We start from the raw sequence: 24,974 nt of genomic DNA, 5'->3' as shown, positions 1-24,974 counted from the left end.
TAAAAAATAATTTTTAGGAGGATTTTATAATGAGAGTATTAGTATCATGTGCAAATGGATCTGGAACGAGCTTGATGATGATGAGAAGTGTGGAAAAAGGATTAACGGAAATGGGCTTTAAGATTACTAAAATCCACCATTGTTCGATTGCAGAGGGAAAAAGTTCAGCAGCACAATATGATGTTGTATTCACACCAATGAATTTTCTGAATATGTTTGATGCAGTCAAAGAAAAGGGCATCACGGTTATTGGTATTCGAAATGTAATGTCTGCAAAAGAAGTGCAGGAAAAAGTAAAAGAAACAGAGCTTGAGGCAAAATACAAATAGAAAAAATATAACGAATGGGCGTGGGACAATGAGTGAAATGACAACTGTCCTACGCTCTAAAAATTAAATAGTTGCGCATTCAAAAAGCATGAGCTTAGCTGTAATGCTTATATGCTGCGGATAGAAAACAGATCCATTTTAAAACAGTAGAAAACTCAGGAGGATGATTTAATGGGATTACCAAATTTGCAAGTAGCGTTAGACCACTCTGATTTACCAAGTGCATTGGCGGATGTAAAAAATGTCGGAGATATTGTTGATATTCTTGAGGTGGGAACAATTTTGTGCCTACAGGCTGGTGAGGAAGCGATTCGTTGTGTACGGGCGCTGTACCCGGAGAAAAAAATCATTGCAGATACGAAATGTGCAGATGCAGGCGGGACGGTAGCGAAGAACTGTGCAGATGCTGGTGCAGACTGGATGACAGTGATTTGTTGTGCAACCATTCCTACAATGGCTGCCGCTGCGAAAGAAGTAGAAGAGGTTCAGGTTGAGCTGTATGGTGATTGGACCTATGAACAGGCACAAAAATGGTTGGATGCAGGAATTTCTCAGGCTATTTATCATCAAAGCCGTGATGCACTTTTTGCCGGGGAAACGTGGGGCGAAAAGGACCTGTCTAAGGTCAAAAAGCTGATTGAAATGGGCTTTAGGGTTTCAGTAACAGGTGGATTGGATGTAGATACGTTGAAGCTGTTTACAGGTGTGGACGTGTATACCTTCATTACAGGCCGTGGGATCACTGCGGCAGAAAATCCGAAAGCTGCTGCACAAGCCTTTAAAAATGAAATCAGCCGTATTTGGGGGTGATGGAATGGCAACGTTAGGAATTTATGAAAAGGCTCTTCCTAAAGGGATCAGTTGGGAAGAACGACTGGTGTTAGCAAAGAAGCTGGGTTTTGACTTTGTAGAAATGTCGATTGATGAAACGGATGAAAGATTGTCCCGATTGGAATGGAGCAAGGAAGAACGAAAACAGATCATTGATGCAATCCATGAAACGGGTGTAAAAATCCTATCCATTTGTTTGAGCGGTCATCGGCGCTTTCCTTTTGGATCAAAAGATGAGGCCGTTCGTGAACAAGCATTGGAAATTATGAAGCAGGCAATCGATTTGGCTTCTGATCTGGGGGTTCGAACAATCCAGCTTGCCGGATATGATGTGTACTATGAAGAGAAAACAATTGCTTCGAGAAACTATTTTATCGAAAATTTGAAAAAAGCTGTAGGGATGGCTGCTTCTAAAGAGGTAGTTTTATCCATTGAGATCATGGATGATGCTTTCATCAATTCGATTTCAAAATTTTTGAAAATAAAAGAGCAGATACCCTCGCCCTATTTGCAAGTTTATCCGGATTTGGGCAACCTATCTGCCTGGCCGGAAAATGATATCGGCTATGAGCTGGAGCAGGGGATCAGTCAGATTTCAGCAATTCATTTGAAGGATACCCTAGCTGTAACTGATGAATTTGGCGGGAAGTTTAAAGAAGTACCATTTGGAGATGGCTGTGTGGATTTTGCCGGTTGTTTGAAAACCTTGAAACGATTGGATTATAATGGGCCGTTTTTGATTGAAATGTGGAGTGAAACTAGTGAGATGCCTGAGCTGGAAATAGAAAGAGCGAAAAACTTTCTTTTCCCATTTTTAAAGGAGGCCGGATATTTTGAATGATGAACAGATAAGAAAAATGAAAGAACGTGTATTCATAGCTAATCTGGCGTTGCCAAAAGCGGGACTTGTAAAGCTGACTTGGGGAAATGTCAGTGAAATCGATCGGGATCTAGGTGTAATCGTCATCAAGCCTAGCGGTGTTCCTTATAGTAAAATGAAAGCAGAAGACATGGTTGTGACGGATTTGGATGGCAAGCTGCTGGAAGAAGGTATGAAGGCTTCGTCAGATCTTTCGACACATGTGATTCTCTACAAAGCCTTTAAAGACATTGGCTCTGTTGTGCATACCCATTCTAAATATGCTGTGATGTGGGCTCAAGCTGGAAGAGGGCTTCCAGCTTATGGAACGACTCATGCAGACACATTCTATGGTTCAGTTCCCTGTACGCGGCAGTTGACAGCAGAAGAGGTGAATAGAGCCTATGAAATAGAAACAGGGCATGTTATTGTGGAAACTTTCCAAGAGCAGAAACTCGATCCTCTGGCAGTACCAGGTGTTCTTGTTTATGGGCATGGTCCATTTACTTGGGGAGCAAATCCTCAAAAAGCAGTTGAGAACAGCATCGTTTTAGATGAAATTGCGGAAATGGCATTGCAGACAGAAGGAATCAATAGCAAGATCAAACCAATCCCACAGTACCTTTTAGACAAGCATTATTTCAGAAAGCATGGAAAAAATGCTTATTATGGTCAATAAAATCACAAAAAATAACTTTCGTTTTATCAAAAATATATGACTTATGTGTAAAAGTTTGAGAAAATGGATTTTTGAATATCTGCTATAATGTAGGAGATCTAGTGCTTTGTCTTAGTATAAAGCCTGAGCTTTTATCTGACCCTTTCAGATAAAAGCTCTTTTCTCAAAAATTTCAATAAATCAAACAATTTTTGAAAGTTACAAACATAAAATTTCTAGTATAATATAAATATAAAAGCAATAAACTATTTTGGGGAAGATAGTGCATTAAAACTCTTAGTAATATGGCAGACGTCATTTCGATGGCGTCTGCCATATTACTTTTTCCAGAAGTATCAACTTTTTGATTGAAAAAATATGCAGAGGTTTTAATAATAAGATAATTGAAGTATTAAGTTTTAAATGGAACTATCTTATTTTTCTCTTAATCAAATAAGTAGTTTTGAGGAGCATATTTTTCGATTACAGATAAGAAGCTATATAGAATAGATGAGCGAGTCATTTGAGGGATTGGAAACAATTTTTAGCGATTGAATTATCGAAAAGCGTGAGGCAGATATTGTCTCACGTTTTTTTGTTGGAATCAGCTTTTTTTTACGTATCTTACTTTAAGGAGGAAGCGATGGATATAAAAGATTTTTCCAAAGAGCTCATTGAGTGGGGCGTTCATAATCAGGCACAGGATTTATATATCCTACCTGATCGTGATGGGTATGATGTCTTGTTCAGGATCGCTCATCACAAAAAAAAGTACAAGCAGTTATCGAAGGAATATGGAGAGAAGCTGATTTTTCACTTTAAGTTTATCGGACAGATGGATGTTGGAGAAAAAAGAAAGGCTCAAGTGGGAGCTGTTACTTATCTGATCGATGAGCAAGAGAGAAGGCTGCGGCTTTCCACAGTAGGAGATTTCAAACAACGTGAAAGTCTGGTCATCCGTTTTCTGCATTTCTTTGGGGATAGTCAAGAAAGGTATTTACTGCCTTATCAGCTCTCAGAAATCAGAAATGGTGTAAAGAAAATGGGGCTGCATCTATTTTGCGGACCTGTAGGCTCAGGGAAAACGACATTGATGTACAAGCTAGCTAAGGAGAATCGACGTAATAGCCAGGTGATTTGTATTGAAGATCCAGTTGAAATTGAAGAATATTCATTTTTACAGCTGCAGACAAATACAAAAATCGACCTGACTTATGATGTGTTGATCAAGGCGTGTCTCAGACATCGACCAGATATCTTGATCATCGGAGAAATCAGAGATGCTTTGACTGCTCAGGCGGCAATCAGAGCAGCTTTGACAGGGCATACAGTTTTCGCAACAATCCATAGTAGAGGGATCAACGGTGTGACAGAACGATTGATTGAATTAGGTGTGAAGGAACGAGAGTTGGAGGAATGCTTGAAAAGTGTTGTTTATCAGCGCTTGATTTCATTTTCATTGAAAGAAAATAATGAAACGGCGCTGTTGATGGAGTATTCACTTTCAAGAGCAGATAGCCCTTCATGGAATGAACTGCTAAGAAAGGTATGGGCGTATGGGTTTATTGACAAGAATACATTTTTCCAAGAGCAAAGGAATTAGTTTATCTAAAAAACAGTCAGCTGATTTTTTCAAGCTATTAGCAGAGCTGCTTAAAAATGGCTTTTCTGTAAATCAAAGCTTCTCATTTATGAAGAAAGCAAAAATATTCCCACAAAGTATCATTGAGTTTCTGATTACTGAGCTGGAAAAAGGGGAGGAGTTGACACAATCGTTGATGACTCTTGGTATTTCCTCGGAGATCATCACACAGATCGAGTTTGCGCAAAGCCACGGGAATCTGTCTGGCACGCTGCAGGGGATAGAGAAGCACCTTATTACGCTTCAAAAGCAACGGGAGAATATGGGGAAAATCCTAGTTTACCCTTTGATTTTATTGATGTTTCTTTTTTCTGCATTACTGGGTATGCGTCAATTTTTATTACCTCAGCTGCAAATGAGCGGATTGACGGCTACCGATAATTTTGGTGTGCAGATTGTTCAGGGGAGCCCCTATTATATAGGCGGTTTTGTTTTGACGATGGTCGTACTTTCCTTCAGCACACAGCAATTCCTTAAAGGAAAAACAGCTTTTGACCGAGCGATTCTTCTAGCTAGGGTTCCTTGGTTTCGTTCTTATTATGTACAATATCTTTCCGGCTTCTTTGCATTAGAATGGGGAAAGCTTTTTGATCAGGGGATGGAGATCAAGCATATCATTGAGCTGATGAAAAACCTGGTGAATGACTCATTGATGAAGGAACTGTCTGAAATCATTGAAGCAAAGCTGACAGAGGGAGAAGCATTTTACCAGCAACTTGAAGGATTCCCCTTTTTTGCAGATGAGTTGGCGCTGATCATTCAGCAAGGAGAAATGAAAGGGAATTTAGGAAAAGAGCTGTTGATTTACAGCGGTATTTGCCGACGCAGTTTCTTTACAAGAATCGAGAAGCTGATCCAATGGTTTCAACCAATCATTTTTTTGATTATTGCAATAGCTGTCGTAGGAATCTATGCAGCAATGCTATTGCCGATATATGGAGGGATAGAAAATTTATGAAGAAAAAACGAGCACTAACAAAAGGACAAGAAAAATGTTTGACATTAATTAAACGGCCGTTGAAAGGCTTCACACTATTAGAAATGTTGATTGTTTTATTAATCATTTCTGTATTGATTCTTCTCTTTGCACCAAATCTGTCGAAGCAAAAGGATAGCATTGATAAGAAGGGAAATGCAGCAATCGTTAAAGTTGTCGAAACGCAGATGGATGTTTATCGATTAGAAAATGATCAGGTTCCAACCGTCGAGACGCTTCTTTCAGAAGGCTATATCACACAGGAGCAGTATGATAAATACAAAGCAAATAAATGATTATAAGGGATTTACCATGGTAGAAACACTTCTGGTTTTATTAGTAACAACCTTTTTAATTGGTCTGCCTTCGCTGTTGATTGAAAAGAGTCAAAAGAATATCGTGGTAAATCAATTTTTTGCAAGCTTTGAAAAGCATCTGCTTCATACACAGCAGCTGGCAATTACAGGAGAACAAGACACATCCATTATCTTTTCAGAGGGAAGCGATGAGGTGTTGTTTTACTTTGATCAAACCAAGGAAACCTTACGAATACCAGAAGAACTGAAAGCAGCAGGGCCGGAGAAAATCGTCTTTAAGCAAGGGACAGGAAACAATGGCCGGTTGTCCAAATACAGTTTTGAATGGAAAGACAAAAAGAAACGAATAGACTATCAGTTTCAGATGGGGAGCGGGCGATATGTTAAAAAGATCATTGCGCTTTAAAGGATATGTTTTTGCGGAGAGCTTGATTGCTTTATCGATGCTGACAACAGTAATTGGCGGACTTCTTTCTGCCAACAGTTTTCTTTTTGGAAAGGCGACAGCATTGAATGAACGTCTGGCTATGCGACGGGTTCTCTATGAAGAAGTAAGATATTACGAGAGATATGAAGGAGCGTCGGAGCAAAGAATCACTCGTGAAGGGAAGCATTACGTGGTAATGATTATTCAAAACGAGAATAAACTGATAAAAGCGGAGATAAGAAATGAAGCAGAGACCTTTATTATTGAACTCAAATAACCGTAATAATAGTTACGCAGGCTTCACACTTCTTGAATGTTTGCTGGCTCTTTTTCTTTTTTCGGTCATATGTTTACTTGGGTACGGCTATATCAAAAATGCGCAAATAATAGGAAGACAGCTTCAGAATACCTCTGAAAAGGAATGGCATATTTTCCTGATCCAGTTGGAGAACGAAATTAGGGGGTATGATCTTGTGTCGGTACACTCGGACTACTTGACACTTTACGATACAGAGAAGGAGTACGCAGTTCTTATAGAAATGAAGCAGAATAAAATCATTAAATCGGCAAATGGCGGTTACCAACCGCTATTGACTAGAGTTGAAGCGGCGACATTTAGGCAGGAGGAAGGAGGCATTGTCCTTCAATTAAGTTTTGAAAACGGAAAAAATAAAGAAGCAGTACTGATTCTATGAAAGGAGGATTGTCTGTGAAAAAAAATCAGGGGAGCGTCCTTCTTGCGGTTCTCCTTTTTTTCTATTTATTCAGCTTGTTTTTCTTATTGATGGTCATTGACTATCGCCTGACTCACTCCTATTCAGAGAGCACGCAAAATTTTTACACAGCAGCAATCATTAAAGCGATGTTTCTGTCTGATTTTACAGATGAGGGAGAATCTGCAGGCAGGCAAAGTTATTCAGAAGGGACAGTTGAATATTGGAGAGAAGAAGAAGTCGTAAAATTGATAATAACTGTAGCGGGAAAGCACTATACCTTTCATGAAAAATTAGAGGGGCAGTCATCAGACTAAGAGTTTGTGAAATGTGTATCAAACAGGATGAGAAAATAACTAATACAGACTGGCAGATTACCTTAAAATAATGAGGATTTCTTTATGAAACCTGTATTTACAATGCGAAAAAACTGAATTTACAAATATTGCCATAAAATTGATTGATTATTATGCGTTTTTTAGATAAAATAGAACAGGTATAAAAGTTGTTATATTTTTCTAGAAGTTGAGGTGTTTTTTTGTTTTCTGAGAAAATGGAAAAGGCTTTCGAATTGATGGAGCAGGCAATACAGTTATTGAAGAAATCTTTGGATACTTCTTACCTGGATGCTTATATTGAAAACGGAGATAATCTGCTGGATGATTTCCAGATTCGTGTTCTTGATGGGAAACCTGATGAAGAAACAATATTAAAATTAAAAGAAATTTACAAAGAACTTCAGCAAATTGATTTGGAGCCTGAAGAATTTCGTCGCCTTACTCAGTTGTTGCTGCTGAAAGGAAACAAAGAGGAACCTGTACAGGCGAATCATCAGCTGACACCTGACAGCATCGGTTTTCTATTTGTCTATTTGATGGAGCAGTTTTTTTCACAAACTAGCCAATTACAGATTTTGGATATTTCCTCCGGAATGGGGAACTTACTGCTGACAGTTTTGCTGAATTTGAAGCTATCCAAAAAAGCAGTTATTGGTTATGGTGTGGATGTTGACGATACCTTATTATCCATTGCTTCAGTAAATAGCGGATTAACAAGTGTTGATATGAAGCTCTACCATCAGGATGGACTTCAAGAATTATTGATCGATCCTGTAGATGCTGCAATCAGTGATTTGCCGATCGGCTATTATCCTAATGATGAAAAAGCTGCAGGATTTACAGTTGCTGCGCCAGAAGGTCATACCTATGCCCACCATCTGTTGATGGAGCAAGCAATGAAATATGTGAAGCCGGATGGTTTCGGTCTTTTTCTGGTACCAGCTAATATTTTTGAAACCGAGCAAAGTGATAACCTGAAGAAATGGATTCAGGAAAATGTGTTTTTACAAGGTGTGATCCAGTTGCCGGATGCGATGTTCCAGACAGAGCATTCAAGAAAAAGTATCCTGATCATCCAGAATAAGGGTGAAAACAGTGCCCAAGTGAAGGAAGTTTTACTTGCTAAGCTTGCATCATTGAAAGAACCGGAAAAGGTCACTCAATTTTTTCAACAATTTGAAGCTTGGAAATCTTCAAATTTGAAATAAACTACTTACAATAAACTTAAAAGAGGAGAGTATCATGTCTAAAACAATTGCAATCAATGCCGGAAGTTCAAGTTTGAAATGGCAATTATACATTATGCCTAGTGAAGAAGTTATCGCAAAAGGGATCGTTGAACGAATTGGTTTGAACGACTCTATTTTTACAATCAAATACGGTGAAGATCAAAAGTATGAAGAAATCATCGACATCAACGACCATGATGTAGCTGTAAAAATGCTGTTGGACAAATTGATCGAATTGAACATCTTGGCTTCTTATGATGAAATTACCGGCGTAGGTCACCGTGTAGTAGCTGGTGGGGAAGACTTTAAAGACTCAGCTATTATCGATGATGAAGCATTGGCTAAAATCGAAGCTCTGGCTGATTTAGCTCCTCTTCATAATCCAGCTAACGCAATGGGAATCAAAGCATTCAAAAAAATCCTGCCTGATATCATCAGTGTAGCTGTTTTTGATACTGCATTCCATACAACAATGCCTAAGCATAACTACCTATATAGTATTCCAACTGAATATTATGAAAAATACTCAGCTCGTAAATACGGCGCACACGGAACAAGTCATATGTATGTTTCTCAGCGTGCTGCTGAAATGCTGGGTAAACCAATCGAAGAATTGAAAATCATTACTTGTCACTTAGGTAATGGAGCTTCTATCACAGCAGTTGACGGAGGAAAATCTGTAGACACTTCTATGGGCTTCACTCCTTTAGCAGGTGTAACAATGGGTACTCGTTCCGGCGATATCGACCCTTCATTGCTTCCATACTTGATGGATAAATTAGGCTTGACAGATGTGAAAGATATGATCGATATTCTAAACAAAAAATCTGGACTGTTTGGCTTAACTGGCATTTCAAGCGACATGCGTGATTTGGAAGCCAACATGGATAAAGAAGAAGTTCAGGTTGCTTATGATGTGTTTACTGACCGTATCCGTAAATATATCGGAAGTTATGTGACTGTATTGAACGGTGTAGATGCAATCGTATTTACTGCCGGTATCGGTGAAAATGACTCTCATGTCCGCAGCGAAGTAATCAAAGGAATGACTTGGTTCGGCTGTGAAATCGATCCAGAGAAAAATAATGTACGTGGAAAAGAAACAGTGATTTCAACAGATGATTCAAAAGTGAAAGTTCTGTTGATCCCAACTGATGAAGAATTAGTAATTGCTCGTGACGTTGAGCGTTTGCGTGGATAATAACCAAAAGAACAAGGCGACTGCTTCAGAAGCAGTCGCCTTGTTCTTTTGGTTAAATGATTCCTCTTTTCTTATAACAGCTATGAAGAAAATGAAAAATCGACTCTTGAACAAGTTCAAAATCAAGCAATTCAAATCTTAATACCCAAGAGAGGGAAGTCAAAAAACGATTCCAACAAATGTTGCGATTATTTTGATTTAAGACCGTTTGATTATTTTGTTGAATCCAATGATTCAGCTCATCCTGAGACAGTAGTTCTTTCTTTATTAGTACAATAATAGCAGGAACCATTCGACTTTCCTCTTCCCAAAGAAAATCATCGATATCGAATATGGCGCGTGTGAGGATGCTCAGGATTTGTTGGGCTATCGTTTCTGTTGCTTGCTTAGAGCGTGCGACAGCTGCCAGTAAATCAGCACCGTGGGCAAAAGCATGTGCCCAGCCTTTGACAGGTACTAATCCACGATTATCCTTCTCTATCTCCATGTAATTCAATGATTCTGCAATGAGCTGTTTCTCCATCTCAATTTTCAGCCAGTTGTTCTTATAATGATCATCCAATAGCTGTACAAGAAGTAGTGCGGTGAAGCTTCTTGTAAATGTATCATCTGTCTGTTCCTGTTCAATTCCTTGATAAAGGAGTTTTCTAGCAAAAATTTCATCCAGCAGCCACTGCTTTTGATTGTTCGTCATTCGATTATTCTCTAAGAGTATGCACCACCCGCTGTAGATGGTTTCCCGCAGCTCCTCAGAGAGTGAGCCTATATGCTGAAGCATAAAGTGAATTAGCTTATCAGAAGCAGGTTGATTACTTTCCAATTGTTTAGTGACAAAAATTTGTTCATCCATGTGTGTGGTCCTCCGTTATTCCTACTACTGATAGTATATCAAATGAAAAACAGTAAGGGACTGAATAATGAGGAAAAAACGGCCAAAAACACTTAATTTTCGATAATAAGCCAGTTTTGAATACCTATTAGAAGTATGTGTTACATAATAAAGCATAAAAAAGAAGGGCCCCATTTCGGAAACCTTCTTTTTCAAATGAATCAGATTATTCTTTCTCTTCTTTTGGTACGTTGTTTTCTAAATCTGTTCGAACGACTAACACATCACAAGTTGAGTGACGGATAACATATTCAGAAACAGAACCGATAAACAGACGTTCCACCGCATTCAGACCAGTTGCTCCGATCATGATCAAATCAACATTGTGATCTTCCGGCAGTTGTTTCGCAATGATCACTTTAGGCGATCCATATTCAATAACTGTTGATACTTTTTCACAGCCATGCTCTTCAGCCTGTTTTTTGTAGTCTGCTAAAGTTTGTTTGGCCATTTCAGTTGCTTGCTCAGCCAACATTCCATCAAATGAAGAAATAGACTGGAACGCACGTGTATCGATAACGTGAGCTAATAATAGTTCAGCATCGTTTCGCATAGCAACATTTACAGCTTTTTGATACGCAAGTTCAGCTTCAGCAGACCCATCGACAGCAACCATGATTTTATTATAATTTTGTAACAAGGGGATCACTCCTTTTCTATTAAATAACTATTTTTCTTGCCTCACTTTTATTGTAGAACAAAACTTTAAAAATTCAAACCAAAAAGAGAAGAACAATCAAATTTTTTTTGCAAAGGACAAGCCGAAAATCGTTGAAAGAATCATTAATATCATGATGTAAAGCAAAGAAAAGTAGAAATGATTGAACACAGCAACCGGTATCCCGATAAGCCCTATGATCAGGAACAAGCGACTAAAGGAGTGGAAATAGTCTGCTGGAATCTCCTTGTTGAAGGCCGAAGCCAGCTTTGGAAAGCTTTTCTTGATATAAAAGCTGACAAAAATTGAAAGCAGAGCAGCTGCAAAAATCAGTAGTTGAATAGCCATGATCATCCTCCAAAAGATAATAAAAAAAGGTGCAACATCAATCATCTGATAAATGCTGCACCTATAATAATTTCAAAAAAAGGAAAATCCGTCGATGCCGTTATTTGTCCTATAGTATTGATCCCGCACTTAGCAGGTGGGTTCCACGATCCATGACTTCGAGCTACCAAATGAAAAGGCTTGCTACCTGTCTAGATACTAGTCGGATCCCGAGATATCAATAAAATGTTCGGTCAACACACAAAAAAGACAACACGCACATCACAGATTAACCATCTTTATAATAGCATAGCTTTTTATAATGGGCAATGAGATTGCCTTTATAAAATTTAGGATTTTTTCTTCCAGTTTTTGATATTATTGTATTGCTGATGTAGTGCTTGTTCGTACTTTCCAGTATCGATCGGTTCATAGTAATGAGCGTGTTTCAACTTATCTGGCAGGTACTGCTGATTCACCCAAGCATTCTCAAAATCATGTGGGTACTGATAGCCGATCCCTCTACCTAGCTCCTTGGCTCCTGAGTAATGACTGTCTCGTAAATGATCTGGAACTTCCCCGGCATTGCCAGCTTCTATATCAGCGATAGCACGACTCAGTGCGGAGTTGGCAGAATTAGACTTCGGTGAAAGACAAAGCTCTACAACAGTCATTGAAAGAGGCATGATTGCTTCTGGAAAGCCCAATTTTTCAGCAGCCTGCACAGCAGTAACAGCTCTGGCTGCAGCCGCTGGATTACCCAGCCCGATATCTTCATAGGCAACGACCATCAGTCTTCTGCAAATGATTGGCAGATCCCCTGCAACAACCAAACGACCTAGATAGTGTAATGCAGCATCAACATCACTGCCGCGAATGGATTTTTGAAAAGCTGAAATCACATCATAATGTGCATCGCCATTTTTGTCATGAGTAAGAGCTTTCCTCTGGACGCATTCTTCAATGATCGACAGCGTGATGAAAATTTTCCCTTCTTCATTTTCTTTCGTTGATCTGACAGCCAGTTCCAAACCATTGAGTGCGCTTCGTAAATCACCGTTGGTTGCTCTGGAAAGGTGTTGTAACGCTTTAGGATCGAGGACAGCAGGATAATCACCCAGACCGCGTTCCGTGTCTGTTAGGGCCTTCTCAATGGCAATTTGGATATCTGTCTCACTGAGCGGCTTTACTTCAAAAATCTGAGTTCGACTGCGAATCGCAGGATTGATCGTAATATAAGGGTTCTCAGTAGTAGCACCAATCATAATGATTCGACCGCTTTCCAAGTGGGGAAGAAGGAAGTCCTGTTTGGTTTTGTCCAGTCGATGAACTTCATCAAGTAGAAGAATGACAGTACCGCTCATTTTCGCTTCCTCTGCTACGATCTGCAAGTCCTTTTTCGTATCAGTCGCAGCGTTCAGCATGCGAAAAGCATAGTTAGTGGAGCCGGCAATCGCACTGGCAATACTTGTTTTTCCTGTGCCGGGAGGACCATATAGAATCATGGAGGAAAGCATACGAGCTTCAACCATTCGTCGAATGATTTTCCCTTCCCCGACTAAGTGGGTCTGACCGACCACTTCATCTATATTTCTAGGTCGCATCCGATAAGCAAGTGGTTTTTGCATAGATAAACTTCCTTTCTGAGAAGTAGTATTGGGCATATTTGACAATGCCTTGATGTAATTTCGTTTGATAATAAGTCAATGCTCGTTTAGCATGACTACTTATGTAAGAATCTGACTGCTGAACAGCTGCTTTCAAATAGGGAATAGCAGGAAGGTATTGATGGAAAGCAAACAAGTAAGAGATTTCCTGTAAAATATACATATTATCTGTTTCAAAGAAGCTCAACAGCTCATCAAGATACTGCACTGGCATCAGATACCATGCTTGAAAAGCTGTTTGCGCATAAAGCTCTTCATCTGTGATCAAATCAAGTGATTCGAGTAATTCTATTGCAGCTGCATAATTCGCTTTTAAAGCTTTATCGGTTTGGACTTTTAATGGGTAATCCGCTTTATAGGGTTCTAAATGATCGACCGGACAAAGTCGTGGAATTTCCAGCTCATCAATCGTTTCGTTTTTGATTTTACTGATAAAAGATGTGACATCAATATATAAAGGAGCATAGAAGGTTTCGCCGTGATTCAAAATCATTACTCTACCTCTCATAGGGCCACGAAAAAATAATCCAGCATAATTACTGCTCTCATCAGTCCATAAAAAACAAACATCCGGCAGCCATTCACTCATGTAATTTAAAGCTGAATGCTCTTCCTTTGTTATCGGATGGATCGAATAACGCTCGTGAACAGTAAGAAATTCAGAAAAACAGCTGATTTCCTTATTGCTGAGTCCATAGCGCGTTAAAGTGTCCAAATCAATAAATGAATGACTTTCTGATGATGATTCCAACGATGAACTTGAATGATCCTTTGGTGACACGGTCTCAATCAATGTCTTGAAAAAGCGCATGATACAATCCTTTCATATAGGAAATATTCCTAATAAATGTACTTTTCTTCAGTATACCATGTTTTTGTAAAAGAACATATATTCGTATTTGCAAATATGATACAATGTAAAAGAAAATTTAATGACACAGCAAAAACTTGCCGAATCATGTGCGGAATGATTTAATGCGTTCAAAACGTTGATAAACATGCTGTTTTCATGGCTTATTTGCTGAGGATTGTGTATGATAGAGAGTGGTAGAAAATGAATGAATTGATCAATTATTTTAGAAATCATAAAACGGAAGAAATCGCCCAATATCTTCTTGGCATGTATCTTGAGCATGAGACAGAAGAAGGGCTTCTGGCTGGCTATATTGTTGATGCAGAGGCCTATTTGGGACCGGAGGATGAAGCGGCGCACAGCTTTGGAATGAGGGACACACCACGCTTGAAGGCGATGTATGATATCCCCGGAACGATTTATCTATATACGATGCATACGCATTTGATTTTGAATATGGTAACTGGTGAGAAAGGGCATCCGCAAGGGGTCATGATTCGAGGGCTTCAACCAGTCAAAGGTCTTGAAGAGATGTCGAGAAGACGTGGCGGAAAAGCTGGATTGGATCTATCCAATGGTCCGGGGAAATTAGTTGCGGCTTTAGGAATCGAAAGGGATCTGTACGGACAGTCTATTTTCAACAGCTCGCTGCATCTGGTTCCTGAGAAAAGAAAGCATCCAAAAAAAATTCTTGCGCTGCCTCGGATCGGTATCCCGAATAAGGGAATCTGGACGGAGAAGCCTTTACGGTATGCAGTAGCAGGGAACCCATATATATCTTTACAGAGAAAAAGTGAAATCGATAAGCATTCATTCGGTTGGAAGGAAGGTCAATGATGAAAAAAGAAACAATACTAGATTATTTAGACAAACAGCTTAATGAAAAAATCAGCGAGTTTGATACAGCAATTGATTGGGATACTCGTAATCATACGATCGAGGTCATCGTGCGGTTATTTGCAGAAAACAAGGATGGAGAAGCAATCGATGATGCTGAGGGTGTTTTGTCAGAAGAAGAAGTGATCGAGTTTGAAGATGGTGTGATCTTTTATAATGAGCAAAAGACGAAACAGCAGCCAGATCCAGAGGACTACTTAGCGATTATTCCTTTTGATGGGAAAAAGGGACTGCATAAATCAGTGATCGATGGTATGCTGTCTTATTTGAATGAGGTCTTGATCGATGGACAGGATGAACTGTTTGACTTTCTGACCGACCCGGAAAAGGACAGCTTTGAGCTCGTTTGGGAAACAGAAAAATTCAATCAGGCAGTGGAACATGCGGCTTCAGAAAATGATCCGTATCTACCTTATCCTAGTTATTAAGAAGGCGGTATAGAAGATGAAATGGACTGAAGTAAAAGTTGAAACAGCCAGCGAAGCAGTTGAAGCAGTTTCCAATATCATGATGGAAGCAGGAGCTAGCGGTGTGGCGATCGAAGATTCACTAGATGTAGATAATTTTGAAAGTGATCGATATGGAGAAATCCTGGATAAGGACCAGTTTACTCATATCAAGGATGGCGCGTTGGTTATGGCATATTTTCCTGAGACGACATTTTTACCGGAAATCCTTCCCTTTATCAAAGAAGAGATTGCTCGATTACCGGAATTCGGCTTGATGATTGGAAAAAATGAGATAACTGTTAGTGAGGTTGCCGAAAATGACTGGGCGACTGCCTGGAAAAAATATTATCATCCGGTAAGAGTGACGCGTTATTTGACGATCGTACCAAGTTGGGAAAAATATGAGGCTGTGAATAAAGATGAAAGCATCATCACTTTAGATCCTGGAATGGCATTTGGGACAGGAACACATCCAACCACTCGCTTGACTTTACAAGCGATGGAGACAGTGTTGAGAGGTGGAGAGACGCTTCTTGATGTAGGGACCGGATCAGGCGTATTGAGTATTGCTGGGAAATATTTGGGAGCTGAAGCTGTTCATGCCTTCGATCTTGATGAAGTGGCAGTGACGGCGGCAAAAGAAAACATGGCCATGAATCCAGTTGCAGCAGATGTTCAGGTGTCTGCGAACAATCTGTTGACGAATGTTGCTATTGAAGCAGATGTGATCGTTGCCAATATTTTGGCAGATATTATTGTTTTGATGATCAAAGACGCATATCGGTTGCTTAAGGAAAAAGGGACATTTATTGTTTCAGGAATCATTCATGAAAAGAAAGACATGGTACTTGCCAAGATGACAGAAACAGGATTTATTGTCGATCAGATTTTTCAGCAAGGCGACTGGTATGCAATCATATTAAAAAAATCAGAGGACGAGTAAGATGCAGCGTTATTTTATAAAGGAAACATATGAAGCTAAATCAGAATATTCTGTTGCAGGAGAGAATTACCACCATATCGTTCGTGTGATGCGGATGAAGCCGGAGGATCAGTTGTTTTTGGTTTTTGATAATGGTGTGGTGATTCTAGGTGAAATCAGTTCTATTGATGAACAGGAGGTACTGATTCGAGAGCTCTCCAAGGAAGACGGAGATAAGGAGCTTCCTGTTAATGTGACGATTGCCTGCGGTTTGCCGAAAGGGGACAAGCTGGAGTGGATCATACAAAAAGGAACAGAGCTTGGCGGTCATGGTTTTATCGGATTTCCAGCTAAAAATTCGATTGTGAAATGGGATCATAAAAAGCGTGGAAACAAGGTGAAACGTCTGGAGAAAATTGCTCAGGAAGCAGCAGAGCAGTCTCATCGCCAGTTGATGCCTGAAGTCCGTTTATTGGAGAAAGAGCAAGAACTGATCGATAGTTTTTCTACTTATGAGAAGGTTCTTATTGCTTATGAAGAATCAGCAAAGCAAGGGGAGCAGAGTCTGCTTGCAGAAACCTTGAAAACGTTAAAACCCGGTGGGAATTTATTGATCATTTTTGGTCCTGAAGGAGGATTTGCTCCGGAGGAAATAGATGTGTTTAAAGAAAATGGAGGAGTCAGTTGTGGACTTGGTCCGCGTATTTTACGGGCAGAAACTGCACCACTGTATGCGTTGAGTGCTGTGAGTTATCAATTGGAAATGTTGTTATAGGGGGTTGTTATGGGGATAGATTTGAATCGAATATCTGTGATGCTGTTGGACCCAACTATGACAGATCAACAGTTGAAGGAAGAAATATTATTTATACGGAATTATCAGGTGCGGATGGTCATTGTTCTTCCATGTAACGTGGCAAGAGTAAAACAGCTTTTATCAGGAACAGCTATTCATGTTGGCAGTATCGCGGACTATCCATTAGGTGCGGGTACGTTAGGAAAGCAAGCATTTGAAACTGGTGAGCTGTATAAGAATGGTGCTACAGAGGTTCATATTACCGCTACTTTGGAAAACCTGGCAGTAATCAAGCAGACTTATCAAATGCTGGCGCCGTTGGCTTTTGGAAAAGGAGCTTTGGGATTCTTTATAGACATAGAGGAAATGACCGAAGAGGAACGAGGTAAAATTGCCTTTCAAATGAGCAGAGTGAATGTCAAGGTTCTTTCATTGGGTTATGCTCTATCTGTGGAAAAAGCTCTATTTTACACAGGAATATTCAGAGCTGTAAAAGAAAGACCGCTTCACATACAACTCAACGTCGATTCGCCAACCTTGTTGGAGATGGAGATTTTACTTCAAGGCGGAGCGAATACGATCGGTGTAAACAATCCTAGAGAAATCCTGCCTTTATTTGATTGAGCCGTTGAAATCAAGGAATTGAAAATCTGAGAATTTCAGGTATAATAAAAGTGTTGAAAGTGCTGCTGCTTCAAGTAGTACTTTTCTTTTTTATCAAAAATCATTTTTTCGATAAATCGTTTTTGTACATATTGAAGAAGTTGCGATAGAAGTAGAGGATAACGAATCAAGGGAATGAAGAATCAGAAAAAATTTGACCGGTTTCCTCCCCAGCAATAAAGGAGTACCATTACTCTAGTGTAGGAACCTCTAGAAGTAATGGCTAACGGACCACCAAAATGAAGAAATCGGGAAGTTACCTGACCGGTTTCCTCCAAAGTAATAAAGGAGTACCATTACTCTAGTGTAGGAACCTCTAGAAGCAATGGCTAACGGACCACCAAAATGAAGAATCAGGGAAAACTTTGACCTGATTCCTCCCCAGTTATAAAGGAGTGAGAATTTTGCCAAAGGAAGATATTTTAACGGGTCCTGAAGTCATCGGGATCGTATCGAAGTATATGTCGAAGGAACATACGGCTTTTGTTGCAAAGGCCTATAAATATGCTGAAAGAGCGCATGAGGGACAAGTCAGAAAATCAGGAGAGCCGTACATCATCCATCCAATCCAAGTAGCGGGTATCCTTGCAGAGCTTCATATGGACCCTCATACGGTAGCGACTGGATTTCTTCATGATGTTGTAGAAGATACAGAAGTGACCTTAGAAGATCTGAAAAATGATTTCGGTGAAGATGTTGCCATGCTGGTCGATGGAGTAACAAAGCTTGGGAAAATCAAGTATAAATCTCATGAAGAACAGTTAGCTGAGAATCACCGGAAGATGCTGCTGGCAATGGCCCAGGATTTACGTGTCATCATGGTGAAGCTAGCTGATAGACTCCACAATATGCGTACGTTGAAGCATCTGCGTGATGACAAGCAGCGTCGAATTGCACAGGAAACTTTGGAAATCTATGCACCGCTTGCTCATCGCTTAGGGATGAGCAGAATCAAATGGGAACTGGAGGATACAGCATTACGCTATATCAACCCGAAGCAATACTATCGAATCGTCCATTTGATGCAGACGAAAAGAGAAGAGCGGGAAGAATACATCACAGAAGCGGTAGGTGATATCAAAAAGGCTACCGAAGATCTGGAAATCTATGCAGAAATATACGGCAGACCCAAACATATTTATTCGATCTATCGGAAAATGAAGGATCAGAAAAAGCAGTTTACAGAGATTTATGATTTGCTTGCGATTCGAGTGATCGTTGATTCAATCAAGGATTGTTATGCGGTGTTAGGTGCGATCCACACGAAATGGACACCAATGCCCGGACGCTTCAAGGATTATATTGCCATGCCGAAAGCCAACATGTACCAATCGATCCATACTACGGTCATTGGACCAAAAGGAAACCCTGTAGAAGTGCAGATCAGAACACATGAGATGCATCAAATCGCTGAATTCGGGGTTGCTGCGCATTGGGCGTATAAAGAAGGTAAGACAGATAAGGTTGAAGAGGATGAAGACAGTAGACAACTGAGCTGGTTCCACGAAATTTTGGAGCTTCAGGATGAAAGCTTCGATGCTTCAGACTTTATGGAGAGTGTCAAAGGCGATATTTTTAGTGATAAAGTATATGTGTTTACACCAACAGGCGATGTGACCGAGTTGCCGAAGGGATCAGGACCACTTGATTTTGCCTACAGCGTGCATACGGAAATTGGAAATAAAACGACAGGTGCCAAGGTCAATGGGAAAATGGTCCAGTTGGATTATACGTTGAAAAATGGAGATATCATCGAGGTTCTGACGTCTCCAAATTCCTTTGGACCAAGTCGTGACTGGCTGAAGATGGTAAAAACAAGCAAAGCCAGAAACAAAATCAAACGTTTCTTTAAGGTCCAAGATAGAGAAGTTAATATTATCAAGGGGCATGATGCCATCAGTAAGTTTTTAACTGAGCATGGTTTTACACCAAAGGAATTTTTAAGCAAGTCAAAAATCGCTGAAGCAATTGAACGCTTCAACTATCAGACAGAGGATGATCTATATGCTGCTGTAGGATATGGAGAAATCAGCGCACAAGTTGTTTCAAATCGCTTGACTGAGAAAGAACGAAAAGAACAGGAGTTGGAACGTCAGAAGCAAGAAGCGGAAGAATTGATGAGCCAGCCTGTCAAAAAGGAATCCGAAAAGGTCAAAGTTCGCCATGAAGGCGGGATCGTCATCCAAGGGATCGATAACCTTTTGGTTCGCTTAAGCCGCTGTTGTAATCCGGTGCCGGGAGATAAAATCGTCGGGTATATCACGAAAGGTCGCGGTGTTTCTATTCACCGAGCGGATTGTCCGAATGTGCAGCACCAAGAAGAGCTTGCAGAGCGAATGATTGAGGTAGAGTGGGAAGACACTAATAATATTAAACAAGAGTATGATGCTGATCTGGAAATTTATGGGTACAATCGCAGCGGACTGCTGAATGATGTGTTGTTGGCTGTCAGCACTATGACCAAGAACCTTGTAAGTGTGGAAGCGAAGCCGACTAAGGATAAAATGGCTGTGATCCATATTACTGTAAAAATTCAGAATCTGTCTCATTTGAAGACGATTGTCGATAAAATCAAAAATGTACCGGATGTTCATAGTGTTCGACGTACAAATGGCTAGGAGGAAAACATGAAGGCTGTGATTCAACGTGTTTCTCATGCAAAGGTCGAAATCGATGGGGAAATGATCGGGCAGATCGACTCAGGCTTTATGATCTTACTGGGAATCCATACAGAAGATACATTGGAAGATGTGGCGTATTTGGTACGAAAAATCAGTAAGCTGCGTGTTTTTGAAGACTCCGAAGGAAAGATGAATGAAGATATTCAATCTGCCGACGGGAAAATATTGAGTATCTCACAGTTTACGTTATATGCGGATACCAAAAAGGGAAATCGTCCCAGCTTTATTTCAGCAGCAAGACCTGAACAGGCAATTCCGTTATATGAAGCGTTCAATCAACAGCTTCGAGAAGCTGGAATCGCTGTTGAAACCGGTGAATTTGGCGGTGACATGGACGTTACACTGACAAATGACGGACCAGTAACAATTGTGATCGATACAAGAGAAAAATAGACGACTGCCTTCTGCTCACGAGGATTCGTGGGTAGAGGGTGGTTTTTATTTTTGAAGGAGTTCTATTTTAATCACGATGAATCAGGTATAATAAACTATCGGGTAAACGGTTACAAAAATGGAGGTTGTTAAATGAAACAATACAAAGAGGATTTATTGCCGTTATTGGATAAACTGCCAATACCGGAATTGACACATACAATGAGTGAGGTTATAGAGTGGGTAGAGCCATTTCTGACAGCCTCTGAGTTGGTGGAGTTCCAACAGCTTACTGAGCGTTTTGAAGCAGAGGAAGGAAAGAAGCTTCAAGAGGATCTTCAGCGTCATGAGCAGGAAACAGAGGGAAGTTGGTTGGCTGGCTTTTGGCAGGAAAGCTATTTGAGTGGTTGCGGCTGTGTTCAGAGTGAGACGAATTTTGGCTTGACGATCAGAAATGAACTGCACGAACATCTCGCTTCTCATGCCGAAAAGGCGACACAGCTGATTTATCAGTTGACGAAGATCTACCTTGCTTTAGCTGAAGGAACGTACCCGTTAGAATATACGAATAAGCAGAAAAACATAGATATGTCCTATTATGGGAACCTTTTTGGCAGCTGTAGAAATCCGGGAGAGAATAGGGATTTCTTTTTTAAAAGCAGCATAGCGAATAGACATATGATTGTAGTGAATAAGGGTAATTATTATCAGTTAGAGGTCATTGATTCAACAGGAAAACAATATTCACCGGAGAAAATTATTGAAACAATTGAGCATATCCTGACGGAAAAACATATTGCTCAAAAGGGAGAAGAAAATCTGGCGTATATGACAGGTGTCGAAAGAAAGACTGCATATGCCGTTTATCAACAATTGAAGGCTGTTGGACATAATAGCCAAAATTGCGATTTGATTGAAAATGCTCTTTTTGTCTTGAGCTTTACAGATGGTAAGGATGGATCTATTGAAGAACGGATAGCAACGATGCTGTTGGATGGACAGGATCAGATTTTTACCAAAACATTGCAGGCAATCATTACAAGAAGTGGATCGATTGGGTTTAATGTAGAGCATACGGCAGTTGATGGTGTACCAACCATGAATATATTGACAAAGGCATTTGATGCGATCAAGGATCAGAAACCAATCAATAGGAGAGAAGGATCGACAACGCTGGCAAAAAGACTTTCCTGGCAGTTTACCCCTGAGCTGCTGACAGCTTTAGAGGAATGTCGCGTGAGGGTGGAGGAAGAAGCTCAGACATATCGAATCCACCATCGATTGATAGAGAGTATTGGAAAAAATCGTATCAAAGAATTGAAAGTAAGTCCGGATGCTTATTTCCATATGGCTTTGGCAGTAGCGCAAATGGCTGTTTTTGGTCGTTTGGAATCAGTTTATGAGCCTGTGGCAATGCGCAGCTTTTATGAAGGCAGAACAGAGTGTGCCCGCTCGCTGAGTAAGGAGAAGAAGGGTTTTGCAGAAGCCTATCTGAACACAGAAGAATTACTGGAAAGAGATATACTGGCGGAGCTATTCTTACAGGGAGTTTCTGCCCACTCTGAGCGAATTTTCAAGTGTCAAAGCGGGCTAGGGGTTGAGCGTCATTTATTTGGTCTACAGAAAATGGTTGGTGAGAAAGTTGAAGCAAGTTACTTTTTTGAGTCAGAGCCTGTAAAAAAACTCACACGCAACTTTATTTCAACAACAGGGATTCCAAGTGACTTATTGGAGGCCTTCGGTTTTTGTCCGGTAGAGGAAGATGGGTTCGGTCTGTATTATGGGATACTTGATGATCGAATCGTGTTGACTGTTTCTTCAAAACAAGAGCTGGCAGAAGAAGGAAAACAGCTGCTTCAAAAACTGGAAGAGTGCTTGTTAGAGCTACCAGGATTACTTAATGGATAGAGAGGCTCTACAAAAAAACGAAGCAGTAAGAAAGACCACAAAGAATAGTGGTTGTTCTTACTGCTTCGTTTTATTTTATTTTTTCCACATGCAAAGCGAGATCTTTTGCTAAGAAAAATGGACGTAGATAGGCAACGGTGTTGGATAAGGGCAGAACATCCTTGCTTAAATGGATACCGATTTCCTCTTCTAAATATGCCCGTCGCAAACTGATTCGTTTCCACAACTCAGGATACTGTTGTTGAATGTCCCTTTGTAACTGTTCATCGGCTAAGGCAACACACTCTTCTGCGCTGACACCGGTATAGCCTGCAACAGAAGGAATGATATCAATCTGTAACAGCATCCCGCTTTTCAACGTTTGTCTTGACTCAGGATAGATGGGCGATGACATCCATTCTTCGTCAGCAACCAAGTGTCCGGGATTCAGGTGCCAATGATACCTTTCTTTAGGGAAAACGTCTTCGATTTGATGGTAAAATTCTCCACCGACAGCTCCTATCTGGATGTTTTCCAGCCAATAGACGACAGTATTAAAATAAGGTTTAGCCAATCTATCCAAATAATCTTGTTGATTTGACGGCAGCTGTGCTTCTGATTCGATCACAAAACCGGTACGACTGGAAAGCCCACCCTTGAAGGCAGTTGTCAGAGATAAAGAGTCTCCTAATGTTGTCTGTTTACCTGTGGGGTAAATATTAGCCTTTTCAAAGCGTTGACCAGCTGCAGCAATTGTTACCACCGTGTTCGGTTGTCCTTGAGCAGTCAATAGATTTCCTAAGGCTATTTCGCTGACACCAATCTCAACTGTGTCCATGGTCTGCAGTATACAGGAAGAGGATAGATTTGCACCATATTCATAATGAGCGATCTCATTTGCATTGTTGGTGCTTCGAATACCAGTCTCGCCATCAATAAATAAATGAGCGCTGTTAACTAGCTGAGTTTGATCGGATACCGTATTTTTGATTGCTTCAACGATGAAATAAGGAAGATCAAAATATTGAGAAGGAACACTATTTTTAGGTGTAAACATTTTCCAACCAACCAAACCTATTTTATTCTTTTTATCAACGTCTAAATCTTTAAAAAGCTCTTCGAGCGGCTGTTCGTTATCCATTGGCTGGTTTGGTAAAGAGAAGAGAGGAGAGTGCTTCAACTCGGCCGGGATTCGAGAAAATTTAGCCATTTTCAAATTTTCATTTCCTAAAATCAGTGTGCAGCCTCCTGAACGCTCTACCAACAGTAATCCTTCTTCAAAACGAGGAATAAATCCAGTTAAATATTCAAAATTACCGCCATGTTCTTTATCCGCATAGATGATCAACAAATCAAAATTTTCATTAGCCATAACTTTCAATAGCTTCTCTTTTCGGCTTGTCATAGTCTCATCAGTTAGTAATGTAGGTGAAACTTCAGGGAAAATAGTTGGACTTTTAACGTTTCCTAATGTAATAGTTTTTTCAGTCATGGTGTGCGTTCTCCTTTGATTGATCTGTTACGATCAGCCTTATATTATTTGATTCCAATGCTTTCAGTAATGTATCCTCAGGTGCTTTATCAGTGATGAGTATATCGATTTCTGCTAGAGAACAAACTTTAAAAAAGCCAATTTTATCCAGCTTTGTATGATCAGCTAAAGCAATCACTGTTTTTCCTTGCTTGACCATCTGTCTTTTGGCTAGACCTTCTTCTTGCGTATGGATAAATACGCCGTCTGACGAAAGGGCAAAGACGCCCAGTAAGGTGTAATCTGTTATATATTGTTGGATGCCGATTACTGTTTCAGCACCTGACAGGAAAAGCTGCTCCTTGTGTAGATTACCGGGAAGAAGGCTGACTCCTGCTTTATCATTTTTTGCCAGCAGTGCTGCGTGTGTCAGTGAGTTAGTGATAGCAGTGATTTTCTTACTTTGTAAGGGCTGAATTGCAGCTTCCACAGTTGTTGATGAATCAAAGAGTATCGATGAGCTCTCTTCGATAAGCTCAGCTGCCTGCTGTCCAATCATCTGTTTCACTGCGTTTGACATATGTGAACGTTCATTATAATCGAAAATAACTGCTTCTTTTTTTGTAGAGATAACCCCGCCGTGGATACGACGCACCAAGTTCTGCTGCTCCAGACGAATCAAATCTCTTCGAATGGTATCCTTTGATACCTGTATTGCTTCAACCAATTCATCGATTGTTGCACGCTGGTCATCTTCAAGGATTTTCATAATGCGCTCTAATCGTTCTTCAATCAACATAGACATTCCTCCTCAGAAATAAGTTAACATGATTTGCATTATTTTGCAAGTTCGTTTTGTTATAAATGCAAAATATTGCATATAGGCTATAAAAAAAGATTTGGACAAACGATCATGTCCAAA

General features: G+C 40.1%; 27 protein-coding genes, 1 other RNA gene and 1 pseudogene. 21 read left to right on the top strand and 8 right to left on the bottom strand.

Annotated elements, in window-relative coordinates; translation table 11 throughout:
- Positions 1-29: 29 nt before the first annotated feature.
- From I6N96_RS02985 to I6N96_RS02925, 13 genes are all read left to right on the top strand, one after another.
- Positions 30-329, top strand: a complete 300-nt coding sequence (locus I6N96_RS02985; RefSeq protein ID WP_209556004.1) for a PTS sugar transporter subunit IIB — start codon at positions 30-32, stop codon at positions 327-329.
- 171 nt (positions 330-500) lie between these two features.
- A complete protein-coding gene (locus I6N96_RS02980) occupies positions 501-1,139 on the top strand; it encodes a 3-keto-L-gulonate-6-phosphate decarboxylase UlaD (RefSeq protein WP_209556003.1) in 639 nt (212 codons plus the stop codon).
- Positions 1,140-1,143: 4 nt separating this feature from the next.
- Positions 1,144-2,001, top strand: coding sequence for an L-ribulose-5-phosphate 3-epimerase (locus tag I6N96_RS02975; protein WP_209556002.1), 858 nt, complete (start codon positions 1,144-1,146; stop codon positions 1,999-2,001).
- Positions 1,991-2,698 (top strand): L-ribulose-5-phosphate 4-epimerase, encoded by a 708-nt coding sequence (locus tag I6N96_RS02970; RefSeq protein WP_347339061.1) that lies wholly within the window; start codon positions 1,991-1,993, stop codon positions 2,696-2,698. The genes I6N96_RS02975 and I6N96_RS02970 overlap by 11 nt, the downstream gene beginning before the upstream one ends.
- 622 nt (positions 2,699-3,320) lie before the next feature.
- Positions 3,321-4,280 carry a competence type IV pilus ATPase ComGA gene (gene comGA, locus I6N96_RS02965; RefSeq protein WP_209556001.1) on the top strand — a complete coding sequence of 320 codons (960 nt, stop codon included), beginning with the start codon at positions 3,321-3,323 and terminating at the stop codon, positions 4,278-4,280.
- Positions 4,234-5,277, top strand: a complete 1,044-nt coding sequence (comGB, locus tag I6N96_RS02960) for a competence type IV pilus assembly protein ComGB (RefSeq protein ID WP_209556000.1) — start codon at positions 4,234-4,236, stop codon at positions 5,275-5,277. Before comGA ends, comGB begins: the two co-directional genes overlap by 47 nt.
- Entirely contained in the window at positions 5,274-5,591 is a 318-nt protein-coding gene (gene comGC, locus I6N96_RS02955) for a competence type IV pilus major pilin ComGC (protein ID WP_283811156.1), read from the top strand. Before comGB ends, comGC begins: the two co-directional genes overlap by 4 nt.
- 16 nt (positions 5,592-5,607) lie before the next feature.
- A complete protein-coding gene (gene comGD / locus I6N96_RS02950) occupies positions 5,608-6,018 on the top strand; it encodes a competence type IV pilus minor pilin ComGD (protein ID WP_209555999.1) in 411 nt (136 codons plus the stop codon).
- Positions 5,993-6,316, top strand: a complete 324-nt coding sequence (locus tag I6N96_RS02945) for a type II secretion system protein (protein WP_209555998.1) — start codon at positions 5,993-5,995, stop codon at positions 6,314-6,316. Before comGD ends, I6N96_RS02945 begins: the two co-directional genes overlap by 26 nt.
- Positions 6,282-6,734, top strand: a complete 453-nt coding sequence (comGF, locus tag I6N96_RS02940) for a competence type IV pilus minor pilin ComGF (protein WP_209556216.1) — start codon at positions 6,282-6,284, stop codon at positions 6,732-6,734. The genes I6N96_RS02945 and comGF overlap by 35 nt, the downstream gene beginning before the upstream one ends.
- A gap of 14 nt (positions 6,735-6,748) precedes the next feature.
- Positions 6,749-7,069, top strand: a complete 321-nt coding sequence (gene comGG / locus I6N96_RS02935) for a competence type IV pilus minor pilin ComGG (protein WP_209555997.1) — start codon at positions 6,749-6,751, stop codon at positions 7,067-7,069.
- A 221-nt stretch (positions 7,070-7,290) separates the two neighbouring features.
- Entirely contained in the window at positions 7,291-8,298 is a 1,008-nt protein-coding gene (locus I6N96_RS02930) for a class I SAM-dependent methyltransferase (protein WP_209555996.1), read from the top strand.
- A 34-nt stretch (positions 8,299-8,332) separates the two neighbouring features.
- Positions 8,333-9,520, top strand: a complete 1,188-nt coding sequence (locus I6N96_RS02925; protein ID WP_209555995.1) for an acetate kinase — start codon at positions 8,333-8,335, stop codon at positions 9,518-9,520.
- A 52-nt stretch (positions 9,521-9,572) separates the two neighbouring features.
- Here I6N96_RS02925 and I6N96_RS02920 read toward each other — a convergent pair whose 3' ends face one another.
- The 6 genes from I6N96_RS02920 to I6N96_RS02895 form a co-directional block, all read right to left on the bottom strand.
- On the bottom strand, positions 9,573-10,370 hold the full coding sequence (locus I6N96_RS02920) for a DUF2785 domain-containing protein (protein WP_209555994.1): 798 nt from the start codon (positions 10,368-10,370) through the stop codon (positions 9,573-9,575).
- 205 nt (positions 10,371-10,575) lie between these two features.
- Positions 10,576-11,049, bottom strand: a complete 474-nt coding sequence (locus tag I6N96_RS02915; RefSeq protein ID WP_209555993.1) for a universal stress protein — start codon at positions 11,047-11,049, stop codon at positions 10,576-10,578.
- A gap of 96 nt (positions 11,050-11,145) precedes the next feature.
- The gene (locus I6N96_RS02910; protein WP_209555992.1) at positions 11,146-11,415 is read right to left on the bottom strand and encodes a hypothetical protein; all 270 of its coding nucleotides are present in this window, start codon (positions 11,413-11,415) and stop codon (positions 11,146-11,148) included.
- Between the two features lie 81 nt (positions 11,416-11,496).
- A non-coding RNA gene (gene ssrS / locus I6N96_RS02905) (6S RNA) lies at positions 11,497-11,688 on the bottom strand.
- 56 nt (positions 11,689-11,744) lie between these two features.
- Positions 11,745-13,022, bottom strand: coding sequence for a replication-associated recombination protein A (locus tag I6N96_RS02900; protein WP_209555991.1), 1,278 nt, complete (start codon positions 13,020-13,022; stop codon positions 11,745-11,747).
- Complete coding sequence (locus tag I6N96_RS02895; protein ID WP_209555990.1) at positions 12,988-13,872, bottom strand: hypothetical protein; 885 nt, start codon at positions 13,870-13,872, stop codon at positions 12,988-12,990. The genes I6N96_RS02900 and I6N96_RS02895 overlap by 35 nt, the downstream gene beginning before the upstream one ends.
- Positions 13,873-14,115: 243 nt before the next feature.
- Between I6N96_RS02895 and I6N96_RS02890 the strand changes: the two are divergent.
- The 8 genes and pseudogenes from I6N96_RS02890 to I6N96_RS02855 all read left to right on the top strand — a co-directional run bounded on the left by I6N96_RS02890 (position 14,116) and on the right by I6N96_RS02855 (position 22,602).
- Positions 14,116-14,794: pseudogene (locus I6N96_RS02890) on the top strand (DNA-3-methyladenine glycosylase).
- Entirely contained in the window at positions 14,751-15,239 is a 489-nt protein-coding gene (locus tag I6N96_RS02885) for a DUF3013 family protein (RefSeq protein WP_209556215.1), read from the top strand. The pseudogene I6N96_RS02890 and the gene I6N96_RS02885 overlap by 44 nt, the downstream one beginning before the upstream one ends.
- A 16-nt stretch (positions 15,240-15,255) precedes the next feature.
- On the top strand, positions 15,256-16,203 hold the full coding sequence (gene prmA / locus I6N96_RS02880; protein WP_209555988.1) for a 50S ribosomal protein L11 methyltransferase: 948 nt from the start codon (positions 15,256-15,258) through the stop codon (positions 16,201-16,203).
- Between the two features lies 1 nt (position 16,204).
- The gene (locus tag I6N96_RS02875) at positions 16,205-16,957 is read left to right on the top strand and encodes a 16S rRNA (uracil(1498)-N(3))-methyltransferase (RefSeq protein ID WP_209555987.1); all 753 of its coding nucleotides are present in this window, start codon (positions 16,205-16,207) and stop codon (positions 16,955-16,957) included.
- A gap of 9 nt (positions 16,958-16,966) precedes the next feature.
- The gene (locus I6N96_RS02870) at positions 16,967-17,602 is read left to right on the top strand and encodes a deoxyribose-phosphate aldolase (protein WP_209555986.1); all 636 of its coding nucleotides are present in this window, start codon (positions 16,967-16,969) and stop codon (positions 17,600-17,602) included.
- Between the two features lie 443 nt (positions 17,603-18,045).
- Positions 18,046-20,259 carry a RelA/SpoT family protein gene (locus I6N96_RS02865; protein ID WP_209555985.1) on the top strand — a complete coding sequence of 738 codons (2,214 nt, stop codon included), beginning with the start codon at positions 18,046-18,048 and terminating at the stop codon, positions 20,257-20,259.
- Between the two features lie 9 nt (positions 20,260-20,268).
- On the top strand, positions 20,269-20,715 hold the full coding sequence (dtd, locus tag I6N96_RS02860; protein ID WP_209555984.1) for a D-aminoacyl-tRNA deacylase: 447 nt from the start codon (positions 20,269-20,271) through the stop codon (positions 20,713-20,715).
- 132 nt (positions 20,716-20,847) lie between these two features.
- A complete protein-coding gene (locus I6N96_RS02855; RefSeq protein ID WP_209555983.1) occupies positions 20,848-22,602 on the top strand; it encodes a choline/carnitine O-acyltransferase in 1,755 nt (584 codons plus the stop codon).
- A gap of 70 nt (positions 22,603-22,672) precedes the next feature.
- On the opposite strand, the gene I6N96_RS02850 is transcribed toward I6N96_RS02855, so the two are convergent.
- Both I6N96_RS02850 and I6N96_RS02845 read right to left on the bottom strand, forming a co-directional pair.
- Positions 22,673-24,073 (bottom strand): M24 family metallopeptidase, encoded by a 1,401-nt coding sequence (locus I6N96_RS02850; protein ID WP_209555982.1) that lies wholly within the window; start codon positions 24,071-24,073, stop codon positions 22,673-22,675.
- On the bottom strand, positions 24,066-24,851 hold the full coding sequence (locus tag I6N96_RS02845; protein ID WP_209555981.1) for a DeoR/GlpR family DNA-binding transcription regulator: 786 nt from the start codon (positions 24,849-24,851) through the stop codon (positions 24,066-24,068). The genes I6N96_RS02850 and I6N96_RS02845 overlap by 8 nt, the downstream gene beginning before the upstream one ends.
- Positions 24,852-24,974 lie beyond the last annotated feature (123 nt).

This window comes from Enterococcus larvae, from assembly GCF_017830045.1.
GTDB lineage: Bacteria > Bacillota > Bacilli > Lactobacillales > Enterococcaceae > Enterococcus_L > Enterococcus_L larvae.
Note: the sequence above shows the minus strand (reverse complement) of the source record. Positions and strands in the feature narration are given on the sequence as shown.

Bases quoted from the DNA above. Each gene is read 5' to 3' on its own strand.
- I6N96_RS02870 (WP_209555986.1), top strand. From the start codon at position 16,967: ATGGGGATAGATTTGAATCGAATATCTGTGATGCTGTTGGACCCAACT.
- I6N96_RS02885 (WP_209556215.1), top strand. From the start codon at position 14,751: ATGAAAAAAGAAACAATACTAGATTATTTAGACAAACAGCTTAATGAA.
- I6N96_RS02980 (WP_209556003.1), top strand. From the start codon at position 501: ATGGGATTACCAAATTTGCAAGTAGCGTTAGACCACTCTGATTTACCA.
- I6N96_RS02925 (WP_209555995.1), top strand. From the start codon at position 8,333: ATGTCTAAAACAATTGCAATCAATGCCGGAAGTTCAAGTTTGAAATGG.
- I6N96_RS02920 (WP_209555994.1), bottom strand. From the start codon at position 10,370: ATGGATGAACAAATTTTTGTCACTAAACAATTGGAAAGTAATCAACCT.
- dtd (WP_209555984.1), top strand. From the start codon at position 20,269: ATGAAGGCTGTGATTCAACGTGTTTCTCATGCAAAGGTCGAAATCGAT.
- comGF (WP_209556216.1), top strand. From the start codon at position 6,282: ATGAAGCAGAGACCTTTATTATTGAACTCAAATAACCGTAATAATAGT.
- I6N96_RS02845 (WP_209555981.1), bottom strand. From the start codon at position 24,851: ATGTTGATTGAAGAACGATTAGAGCGCATTATGAAAATCCTTGAAGAT.
- I6N96_RS02895 (WP_209555990.1), bottom strand. From the start codon at position 13,872: ATGCGCTTTTTCAAGACATTGATTGAGACCGTGTCACCAAAGGATCAT.
- I6N96_RS02875 (WP_209555987.1), top strand. From the start codon at position 16,205: ATGCAGCGTTATTTTATAAAGGAAACATATGAAGCTAAATCAGAATAT.
- I6N96_RS02945 (WP_209555998.1), top strand. From the start codon at position 5,993: ATGTTAAAAAGATCATTGCGCTTTAAAGGATATGTTTTTGCGGAGAGC.
- I6N96_RS02910 (WP_209555992.1), bottom strand. From the start codon at position 11,415: ATGGCTATTCAACTACTGATTTTTGCAGCTGCTCTGCTTTCAATTTTT.
- I6N96_RS02975 (WP_209556002.1), top strand. From the start codon at position 1,144: ATGGCAACGTTAGGAATTTATGAAAAGGCTCTTCCTAAAGGGATCAGT.
- I6N96_RS02850 (WP_209555982.1), bottom strand. From the start codon at position 24,073: ATGACTGAAAAAACTATTACATTAGGAAACGTTAAAAGTCCAACTATT.
- comGD (WP_209555999.1), top strand. From the start codon at position 5,608: ATGGTAGAAACACTTCTGGTTTTATTAGTAACAACCTTTTTAATTGGT.
- comGB (WP_209556000.1), top strand. From the start codon at position 4,234: ATGGGTTTATTGACAAGAATACATTTTTCCAAGAGCAAAGGAATTAGT.
- I6N96_RS02855 (WP_209555983.1), top strand. From the start codon at position 20,848: ATGAAACAATACAAAGAGGATTTATTGCCGTTATTGGATAAACTGCCA.
- I6N96_RS02900 (WP_209555991.1), bottom strand. From the start codon at position 13,022: ATGCAAAAACCACTTGCTTATCGGATGCGACCTAGAAATATAGATGAA.
- comGA (WP_209556001.1), top strand. From the start codon at position 3,321: ATGGATATAAAAGATTTTTCCAAAGAGCTCATTGAGTGGGGCGTTCAT.
- I6N96_RS02985 (WP_209556004.1), top strand. From the start codon at position 30: ATGAGAGTATTAGTATCATGTGCAAATGGATCTGGAACGAGCTTGATG.
- comGC (WP_283811156.1), top strand. From the start codon at position 5,274: ATGAAGAAAAAACGAGCACTAACAAAAGGACAAGAAAAATGTTTGACA.
- prmA (WP_209555988.1), top strand. From the start codon at position 15,256: ATGAAATGGACTGAAGTAAAAGTTGAAACAGCCAGCGAAGCAGTTGAA.